The organism is Alicyclobacillus suci, from assembly GCF_017329615.1.
GTDB lineage: Bacteria > Bacillota > Bacilli > Alicyclobacillales > Alicyclobacillaceae > Alicyclobacillus > Alicyclobacillus suci.
This window is the reverse complement of record NZ_JAFMTW010000072.1, coordinates 1-8126: the sequence shown is the minus strand read 5'-3', so window position 1 is coordinate 8126 and position 8126 is coordinate 1. Positions and strand designations below refer to the sequence as shown.

Below are 8126 nucleotides of genomic sequence, written 5' to 3'. Positions count from 1 at the left end.
ATCGCCTTCGGGAACTTCTCTTGGAGTTGCTCCACAACGACAGACAGTTGCTGCTTGGCAGCTTCCTGCGTCGGTTGAGCAAAGATCGTTCGGACAATGGATGAAACCATCGCCTGTGACGCTCTGGGCACCTGGCTAAGAATATTGCGCATTGTGTGAACGCGGCAGCGCTGCCACGAGGCTCCGGTCAACGCAGATCCAATCGCACTGCGAAGTCCCTCATGTGCATCGCTAATCGCCAACTGCACGCCTCGCAGTCCACGTGCGACCAGGTTGCGGATGAACGTGAGCCAAAATGAGCCGTCTTCGCTTGTGCCAATGTCAAATCCCAGCACTTCACGCTCACCGGTGTCTCTCACGCCAATGGCAATGACAAACGCCATACTCTGTACCCGTCCGCCTTCTCGTACTTTCGGGAAGGTTGCATCTAGCCACAGATACGGATACATCCCTCCAATGGGCGGTTCTTGAAGTCCTGGACTACGTCGTCGAGCTCTTTGCAGATTCGAGAGACTTCGCTCTTGCTGAGCCCCTGAATGCCCATGGATTCAACTAATTCATCCACCTTACGGGTGCTCACGCCATGTACGTATGCCTCTTGGACAACGGAAAGCAGTGCCTTCTCAGCCTTGCGCCGAGGCTCTAGCATACTCGGAAAGTAGCTCCCCTTACGAAGCTTTGGGATTTGCAGGTCAATCGTTCCAACACGGGTATCCCATTCCCGGTCTCTGTGTCCATTGCGGCTATTGCTGCGCTTCTCACTACGCTCATACCGTTCAGCGCCAATGAGGGAACTCACCTCCGCTTCCATCACAGCCTGGGTGAGGACTCTTAGCCCCTCCTTCAAGAAATCCACATCACCATCTTCTAATCCGATCTTGCGAATGAGCTCCAAAAGTGCGATCTTGTCTGTAGAAGCCATCGATGTGCCTACCTCTACTATTTGCTGGACACTTTTAGTAGATTGCACTCGATGGCTTTTTCGTCAAGATCTAGCCGTGGAATTTACACCACTACCTGAGACTCTAACAGCGTAAGAGGGAAGTAGAACAGCATCTCCGTAATATTACTTCTCATAAAGTAAACTCGGAGGCTGTAGAACGAGTGCTGCTCGAATTCCGCATGTTGTTCGCGAAGCAGAGTTTCGATCGAAAAAAGCAAATAATTCACGCACTTATTCATAAAGTCACAGTTACATCGGATAGGAAGATTGACAAAATTGAATTCAGAATAGGAATATAAATTGCATGATAAACATGAAAACCAAAACAAAGTTCCTAGTGAATTCAAAAATACCCTGTGGATACTCCACAGGGGTCTAAATCACAGTTGTGGTAATTGAATTAAAACCAAACTTTATCCATATTCCTCCGTAATATCTGCTCAAACCCAAAGCAACTGCGCATGTAAGAAAGCAGGTTTAGGGGGCACCAATCGCTTGAACAAATTGTTCAAACGCTTCTTCAGCCATCGTGAGACTGGTTGGCTCTGAAGCCCAAATAGTAAACAACGCCGAAACACACTGTTCAAATGAGACAGCCACATAATCAGGCAGTATTGTCAACCAATCGTGGTGATTTACGCCGTCGAGTAACGAAAGAGCTCGGCTGATAGAGTCTACATCCCGGCCAAGGAGATCGGCCAATCTTTCTTGCGAAGAATAGGCCGCTTTCATTAGGAAGTGTTCTGGCGCCTCAGACGTAGGTAAAAAGCTAAACGGCCATTTATAGTCGTCTTGAATCTTACCACGCTGGTCACCATCAAATAGGCCAATAATTTCAAGCCAATTAGAGAGCTTGATAAACGGGATGTCCTTGAGAAGACGTTGGATACTAGTGGTTGACCCAGCCCACACGATATCGTAGTCCTGTATAAGGGATGGTCTAAACAACCCTAACCAGCAACGAGTTAACTGTTCGGCAGCTTTGTCTTCGACCAGTATTACGCCCTTCTTGCTAACTGGAACTCCGAGCGGAAGCAGAAAATCAGTTTGTTTACTAGGTGTGCTTATACGCACATCTCCTGCAGCTCTGGCGACAAACCTAATGTGCTCTGGGGGTATTCGGTTGAGTATAGCAGGCGAATGGGTGGTAAATATAACCCATATTCTTTTTTTAGCACTAAATTTTGCAACTATATCCAACAGTGCCGACTGTGATTTGGGTGCTAGAAAGGTCTCTGGTTCTTCGATTAACAGGATAGAGTCCTTTAGAATACGGCGAAGATGCCACATGATATAGAAAGCCGCAAATTCGCCCATCCCCATATCTTCCGCACCATAATCTGCTGATCCTGTTGACACGGTAAAGTATGGGACATAATCGAGCTGCGGGTGTTCAATCTCATATATTTCACCAGACTCATAGTGTCGCCCAACGATATAGGATAAGTCCTCCAACTCCTCGTTGTCTGCTTCGCGATATCCAGACGCCTCCAGAAGGTCAGCGAAGTTTGCCTGCTTGTAGAAATCCAATATCTGGGAAATTTGATGAAATAACTCTATCCACACTGTTTCGATAGGCGAATTTTGAGGTTCCATTGAAACGTTTTCTTCCGACACTGCTATTGTTCTACCCGACTCTTTCCCATCAATAAACAAACTAGCAGAAATATTAGAACCTCTGAGCCGGTTAACAATCTCATCGTCGAGTCCTAGTTCATCAGGGTCTTTGGATAACACTCCTAAAATCGCTCGAAGTATTGTTGTTTTTCCAGCTCCATTCAAACCACATAAGGCTGTAATTCCACCAGAAAAACTAATGGTCCCTTTTCCTATTCCCCGGAGCTCATTGAGCTCAATACTAGTTACTTTGTATCTATAGGAATTTTCGTATACGTGTCGCCAGTGATCTTTAGCACGAGCCATTCTCATAATGTTGAACCCCACCCGTATTGAAGTGCTATTTCATACATGGCACGATCAATGTCAACATGAATGGGTAGAGCCATAAGGCCATGTGTAATCTCGGTAATATTTGATTGGAGTTCAGAACTCAGATGGTATAGGGTGTCGCTAAAGTTTCCATAGAACACCCACAAAACTAAGTCTCGGGCCACCACCGAAGTCACATCATTAACCCTTGAACTCGCACGATCATTAAATACAGAAATCAGTGCCTCAGCGGTAGAGCTGCCGATAGGAATATAGTCAAGTGGAGATGTTTTATACTGAACTCTCAACCGTTCAAATTCCCTTATAAACTTCCCGATATTTGGGTCCTGACCAGGCTGAAAACGTGCTACAAATAACAGCCATGAATACATGGTGGCCTTATTAAACTTTAGCGGACTACCCGAGATTAGTTCTGCCGCGAATAAATCAATTGTTCGTTCAACACGACTGATTGTTTCGTCCGAAAACATTTCTTTCGATCTAAACTTATTTGTTATCATTGCTGAGGTAATTTTTTCGTATAGTGTACCCATATCAAGTGTTAAACACAGCTTGGCTATTACATCGTCATACGCCATCCTTGAGTTCGAAAACCCTATGATATTTCGACCTAGACCATTTCCCTCAAATCTTTTAGCCAGTTCTTTAACTTGCTCTCGTGCGGGCCCAAAAAACGCATTTCTTTGTTCCGCGGAAGTTAAATTCGTAGGCTGATTTAACCTATAGAACAATTCTCCCGGTTCATCCGGCTCATAATTTGTAATTTGAAACATTCGAATAGTAAATTGATTAAACTTCCGTTGCCATTTTTGGGGCAAGGTGTGATAGGTACAACCATGCAATTGACGGATTTCCGAGTCATCCGGTCCTATAAATCCGTCAACTGATATTCTCCCCATGTAAAAATCCCTGATTGCTGCCAAGCGTTGCTGTCCATCCAATACTTCTAACTCGGCAGTTTCCTTAACTTGGACCACATGTATGGGCGGTACATGCCACTCCCGTAAAATGCTATCAATTAGCCGTCTCTTCTTGCCATCCCCCCATACCTCTCCACGCTGAAAGTCAGGTTGTAGGTTAAGATCACCCGAAACTATCCGTGCAATAATAGTCTGCATGTCCGGATCAGACCCTGACATTTTCATCTGTAAGCCTCTCCTCCATAACTAGCACAAATCTAAAAGAACAATCCAATAATTTCATAAAGCAATGTAGACAAATTATATACTAAATATATACGAGAACTTACCGTCGTAAAAAGGTTACTACTTCGACTGTTGCCGTTACTTATGATACGGTTCACCGTAACATCTCAAACGGCAAGTTTGTGTACGAGTTAATGCCTTACAAGCCAAAACGCATCGAACGAAGACCATTAAACTTCATTCAGAGTACCACAGGCTCAAGCGACATCGCTTGGGCCTTTAGTTTTGCCCTAAAAGGAGGCTTTCTTGTGAACAACGAAGACGATGTGAAATGGACAGTCTGTGCCATCTCCGACGCCGACGAACCCGGCGACGCGGCGTACACGGGGATGCGCCACCGCGACTTCGACGGCGTGACGCTGGTCCTGTGGCCGGACGACGATGGATGGCTGCTGACCGAAGCGTTGGGCCAACCTGCGAGGCCGCTGCTGCTGTTCTTTCGTGGAGGTGACACTGAGGTGGAGGATGCCCTGGCCTGGCTCAAAAGGGGCGGTTTGGACGGCCCGTGCGGCCCTGCAATGCCATTCCCCACTACGTTCGAAACCAACGAAGGCGGCAGCGAAGCGATCCAGTCAGTCGAAGCACACCTAAACTATCCGCCCTACCCTTGGCTCGAAGAGGCGAAGTTGGGAATGAAGATGGGGCACTACTTCGACCGTGTTGAGTTGGCGGACTGGACTGACCCGACTGAAACGCACACCGGATCGTACACGTTCCGGTTCTACCGTAGCGATGCCGGATCGGGCGAAGGCGTACCTCACATGGAGATCAAAGACGATGGCCTGCCTTACTGAGCCGCAGTGTTCGCCGCGCCCGAACGACGCGGATACCGAGGTTTGCGACAGGTGCGGGAAACGGCTGGATCGGTGCATGAACGAGGACATATGGCTTTCAAAGATCGGCGTCGTGCTCTGCACGGAGTGCCACGGCGAGCACAAAGGGATCAGGGTTTACTGGTAGCCAAATTGCGAGAACCCAACGCTCTTTAGAGGAGGTTGGGTTCTTTAGTTTCATGACATGATGTACAATCACAAGTGAAATATTTGGCACGTTCTTGCGGGCAGAATAATCCGATAGGAATGAGCACTTTTCAGAGTATGTTACGGCTGCAAGAAGTGAGGGTACATACGAGATGATGGAAATACCGAACTCAAAACTGAAACTTAAGGACATCCCAACGAAATTTGAATGGGACAAGTGGGAAAACTTTGCTCTGTCCTTCAACGGCTACAAGTATGGTGGAGATGTCAGTCTGAGTTATCCAAATCAGGTGGAGTCCCATTTTGAAGAGCATACGAAATTGCCAGGTCATTTAACCCTCAGCGAAATCCGAATGTGCCTGTTCTTCGTTCAGCGGCGATTCCGTCACAATGGGTACTTACCGGAAGCGGAATACATAGAGAGTCTTTATAATGCGATGAGGGAGAGGGTTCGAACAAAACCCTCAGCACTCCCCCAAAACCAATATGTCTCATACAGCCTCTACAACAAACGTGCGACGTTCTTTGACCTCATAGACGGAGAATGGGAGTCGAAGCAGACCAAAGGTCTCGCCTACGTGTTTCATTCATGTCAACGTTTCTTGGAACTCTTCCTTGATAACACCTTGTCCGGACATGGTGTTTCTGCAAGAGACTTCGACTATATCGCTGTTGACGCAGAAATGATGTCCGCTGATACGCCTCCGATCCGGCGAGACATTACGCTCTCGTGTTTCTCGCAAAATATCAAAAAGTGTGTCGTGGTCATCGAGGCAAAGAGCATCAAGGGTCCCGGAGGAAGTACGGTGGAGACACAACTCCGTAACTACATGGACGAAGGGCATTTTCCGCAGGATGCTGGTGTTCCGATACTGGGAATCTCTCTCACCAAGGACAGACACGCTTTTGCACCGTGGTCTTCATTGGTCAGTGTCACGTGGATAGAGCTAATTGAGTGGCTATGGGACTTCACCTCCCACGAAGAGTCTGCAATGGCCAAGGAGTATCTCAATTTTCTAACTAAGGTGGATCACGGTATGCACTTTTACGAAACGGAAGTTTTATCCCTTGCAGCTAAGAAGACAGAACGAGAATTAAAACAGTACCACATTTACGCATGCGCCAATCACAAGAAGCATCCCACTGCCTTGTTCATGGCTTTCCGTGGTGAGGGCGGCGTGATGGACACGTTGTACAAGGTTGACCGGGTATTTGTGGCGGACCCGAAACACCCATCCTTCGAAGAAGAGGTTGGCTTTCTACCCGAAGAACAGCGTAAACGGGTTCTCGAATTTGTTGAAGAGAGAATCAAAGGGTACGGATTCGAACACGGCGAGGCCTACCGCTTCTACGTCTTATCGGAGTCCGAGATGATTCGATTGCCTCATCATCCTCGTCCCAAGGTGGCGAATCAGACAGCGTATCGCTATAGTCTGGCAACGATATTGAATGGGGCCGAGGTATTATGAACGCAAGCTTTTGTGAACAGTAGAACGTAAGCATCAAGCTAGACCCAATTGACGCCATTAGATTTGTCGTGCATAAGGGAGCTTTTGTTCAATTACAAAGGACCTCAGCAAAAGCTCTTCCCCGCCTTTCCCGAACTCCCTCACGACGTCAAAAAACCCAGACCCTGCAAGGGGACTGGGTTCCAAACCACTGTTTTGGTCGTGGTTTTGCATGGTGGGGCGTGTCACTCCAAAACACGAACCATTCGGTATCTTACGAAGCAAGACGTTATTCTTCTTCGGGCAAGGCCATCACCCATATTTTCTTTAACGGTATCTCTGTTTTTATATCATCTTCTAGGTTTTCGTACTCATTCAGAAGTTCCGTAATGATGGACTTTTGATCCCAAAGTCTCACATTAAAGAACTGGTTTGGTATCTCCCTATCAACTGTGCTCTTAAACCCGCTCCAAGACACCAGCAACCCGAAATCTGCCTTGAAGTTGTGCATCGTGCCAATTAGCTGGTCCAGAGTTGGTCGGTCAATTGTCGCGTCCGTGGTTTTGACTTGCACGCATATTCTTGGGCTTCCAAAGCCAAGGGTACCTGGTGAGGCCAAAATATCAACGCCTTTGTCCGCCCCTTCTGGACTCCGGTAGGTTGTGTAGCCTTTGGCCTTTAAAATGGCTTCAACAATGTACGCCATGCCGTGGCCTTTAAACTTGCGGATGATGTGTTTTGCGATTTCGTCTATTGCGAATTGCTCTAGGTCAATGCTCTCTTCGTTTCCATCCGCTTGTAGGGCTAGAGCGCGGCCCGGTACTGACACCGATGACTTTTCCCAGTTGTTCGCTTGCATGGCTTTGATTCTGTCTTCAGCATCGTTCCTTTGAATGCGGCAAACGGTCATAAAGGCCCCGAGCGAATATAGGATGTCCTGGTCGAAATTCGTCCTCGGTATGTCGGTTGCGAACCACCTTACTTCGCGGTAGTGGAAAAAAGGGTCGTCCTGATTTGGGTCATAGGTGTATTCCCCCGTCACTTCACCAATGTGAATAGCAGACTTCAGTTTGCTTGGGAGTACTACCCAGTCCCCAACCTTCATATCGTGAGCAATTGGCCAAGTCTGGCTTGCCCAATTTCTGGCCCTTGCAAGCTTTTCAGCACCATAGTCATTGAGCAGGTAATCACATAGAATTTGTTTATCATCAAAACTGGTTAGGTCCACTTTCAACCCGTCCCACGTCAAGTAGATCCGTCGGTCTATTAGAAACTTACGTTCATATTCCCCCGTACGCCCAGCACGAAATAACCACAAGGCCACTGTCATACACCCTCTCTGTATCTTTGTACTACTTCTCATCAATGCGCCCTCATAGACCCTTCTTAATTTCCACACATATGCAAAAATACCCTGCTCACTTTTGAACAGGGTTCGCCGCTTTCTATATGTATTTGTGGAGCTACGGACGCTCCGTCCGATGTTCCTGCCAATCAAAGATGTATTTGTCAAGCGAAAAATCCCCCACATGTTCACCGAAAAATCCCCCACCTAAAACTGGGCATCATGCAAGGTTTTGCTTTTCAAGCCACTCCTTCG

At 47.4% G+C, this 8126-nt stretch carries 5 protein-coding genes and 1 pseudogene; 2 read left to right on the top strand and 4 right to left on the bottom strand.

Annotated features, from left to right (window positions below; all coding sequences use genetic code 11):
* The 3 genes and pseudogenes from J3482_RS18860 to J3482_RS18850 all read right to left on the bottom strand — a co-directional run.
* Window positions 1-922: pseudogene (locus tag J3482_RS18860) on the bottom strand (IS256 family transposase); the annotation flags it as partial.
* 498 nt (window positions 923-1420) lie between these two features.
* The gene (locus J3482_RS18855; protein ID WP_206922935.1) at window positions 1421-2872 is read right to left on the bottom strand and encodes an ATP-dependent nuclease; all 1452 of its coding nucleotides are present in this window, start codon (window positions 2870-2872) and stop codon (window positions 1421-1423) included.
* The gene (locus J3482_RS18850) at window positions 2869-4038 is read right to left on the bottom strand and encodes a DUF262 domain-containing protein (protein ID WP_206922934.1); all 1170 of its coding nucleotides are present in this window, start codon (window positions 4036-4038) and stop codon (window positions 2869-2871) included. The genes J3482_RS18855 and J3482_RS18850 overlap by 4 nt, the downstream gene beginning before the upstream one ends.
* A gap of 308 nt (window positions 4039-4346) precedes the next feature.
* Here J3482_RS18850 and J3482_RS18845 point away from each other — a divergent pair, with 308 nt between their 5' ends.
* Complete coding sequence (locus tag J3482_RS18845) at window positions 4347-4892, top strand: hypothetical protein (protein ID WP_206922933.1); 546 nt, start codon at window positions 4347-4349, stop codon at window positions 4890-4892.
* A gap of 338 nt (window positions 4893-5230) precedes the next feature.
* Window positions 5231-6547 carry a hypothetical protein gene (locus J3482_RS18840; protein WP_206922932.1) on the top strand — a complete coding sequence of 439 codons (1317 nt, stop codon included), beginning with the start codon at window positions 5231-5233 and terminating at the stop codon, window positions 6545-6547.
* A 268-nt stretch (window positions 6548-6815) separates the two neighbouring features.
* Here the strand turns inward: J3482_RS18840 and J3482_RS18835 are convergent, their stop codons facing one another.
* A complete protein-coding gene (locus J3482_RS18835) occupies window positions 6816-7850 on the bottom strand; it encodes a restriction endonuclease (RefSeq protein ID WP_206922931.1) in 1035 nt (344 codons plus the stop codon).
* Window positions 7851-8126 lie beyond the last annotated feature (276 nt).

Excerpts from the sequence above, each read along its gene's own strand:
- J3482_RS18855 (WP_206922935.1), bottom strand. The coding sequence starts at position 2,872 with ATGAGAATGGCTCGTGCTAAAGATCACTGGCGACACGTATACGAAAAT.
- J3482_RS18850 (WP_206922934.1), bottom strand. The coding sequence starts at position 4,038 with ATGAAAATGTCAGGGTCTGATCCGGACATGCAGACTATTATTGCACGG.
- J3482_RS18840 (WP_206922932.1), top strand. The coding sequence starts at position 5,231 with ATGATGGAAATACCGAACTCAAAACTGAAACTTAAGGACATCCCAACG.